The following is a 1,780-nucleotide window of genomic DNA, read 5'->3' as shown; positions in this document are numbered from 1 at the left end:
TAGCTAAGGATGTTGAAAAGTCCGTATCGTCAGAGGTTGCTTTTGTCAAACTATCACACATTAGTCGGCTTTTAAAGGCTCTATGATTTTGTAAATACAGGTTCTAAAATAGTTTCCAGTGTTTCTTGACGAAGAGATTAGAACAAGCTTAGTTCAACTTTTCCAATACGCATTTTCAGCACCATCTCGTTTTTATTTTTCATATCAAAACGACGAGATTGAGACGTTTCCAAAGGAACAATGGGTTGTGACATCACAATAGCCTCCAATTCTGTTTTCTGATAACAGTATACTAGAGGCATGGAAAACAGAATAGATACCTGGTTATTAGGCGCTTACATGCAATCTAGTCTGACAGTTAATTCATTTGACTATAGTATGAAACTTTTTACATGCTGAAAAGCCTCATAACCCCTGCGGTTGCGTGACCCACTGCAGAAATGATAGAGGCTTATTTATTTAGTAATGCACGATATTATCTGCTTTTTTTATCTTATCGATAATGGGCTTTGATGCTTCGGATTGAAAGAACTCAAGAGTGGTTTTGGGGACAAGTGTTTCTAATAGCTCCCAATTGTTTTCTTTGATGGCTAGCCGAGCAGTTGAAGCGCTGATGAGATGCTCCTGATTATTTGTCATTTTTCGTGGCACAATAAGGAGGTCAATTTGATTTTGTGCTAATTGCTCTTTCATAATCTCATTGTAAATAGCTGTGACTTGGCTGTTTGGTTCCTCACCCACGTAGCGTCTAGTGATGCCTAATTCTTTAGCAATTTTTAAAAAGATCTCTGTGTCTAATAAGGATTGACTTTGAATCACTTGACTTTCTTCTTTTTGGAAATAGCTTGGAAAAGTAGCTTGACTAATCAGATAAGGTCCAGTTTCATGAAAAATGATATTATCCAAATGCGACAGTCCAGATGTGATAAGTTTGTGACGAGCTGAGAAGGGAACAAGACTTTTGTCCTCACTGACCATGAAGAGGTGGACTAAATCGTTTTCAGCGGCAGCTTTTTCAACCAGATATTGATGTCCGAGTGTAAAAGGGTTAGCGTTTATCACTAGGGTAGCTATCTTATCAGAATGTTCTGCAGGTTTCTCCAAAGAGGTTACATAATCTTGGAAGCCTGTTTTTTTATTTTCTAAAAAGCTAATCTTATTGTCAATGCGGACGATTTCGGTAAAGCCTAAATCTTTGAAAAATTTGGCAGAGCAAGTTTTAGTGTAGACAAAGAGATGGAAGTTGCCGATAGCATATTCCTCCTCAATCAGATGGCTTATGATACTGCCTATCAATCCCTCTCCTTGATAATCGCTAGAAACACAAAGGCAACGTAGGCTGTTGCCAAAATAAGACCCCGTTGCTATGACTTGATTATCTTCACCAAAAATGGCACAGGTGTAGTCTAGGTTTTTATCAAGACGAATGCCTTCCTTAACTAAAAGGTCTTCCACCTTTTTCATATTGGCGATGTCAAAAGGAAAAATTCTGGAAATCTTATGATTGGTCATCAGTGCTCCTATCTTCTCAAATCATTTTTCTTTATTATAACACTTCAAGCACTGGAACTTTTTAGGATTAATGTTAAAAAACAATAGAAAGACAATTTGTAATGGGCACCTCTAAAAACTCCCTAAATTTCCCAAAAATGAGATAATAGAATCAAAAGTAATGAGGAGAGCTGTCATGCATTTAGTCACAGACGATGAAAAAATCTTGTTAAAACTATCAGAGAAAGGTAATCCCTTAGAACGTTCGGATGCCATTATGGATTGGACC

The 1,780-nt window shown here is 37.3% G+C and carries 1 protein-coding gene; it reads right to left on the bottom strand.

The window, feature by feature from the left end:
* Window positions 1-459: 459 nt before the first annotated feature.
* On the bottom strand, window positions 460-1,512 hold the full coding sequence (citC, locus tag ACMZ6U_RS10265; protein WP_416108324.1) for a [citrate (pro-3S)-lyase] ligase: 1,053 nt from the start codon (window positions 1,510-1,512) through the stop codon (window positions 460-462).
* Between the last annotated feature and the right edge of the window lie 268 nt (window positions 1,513-1,780).

Origin of the sequence: Streptococcus pluranimalium, from assembly GCF_047785745.1 — a bacterium.
GTDB classification, from domain to species: domain Bacteria; phylum Bacillota; class Bacilli; order Lactobacillales; family Streptococcaceae; genus Streptococcus; species Streptococcus pluranimalium_B.
The sequence above is the reverse complement of the archived record's forward strand: the minus strand, read 5'-3'. Positions and strand labels throughout refer to the sequence as shown.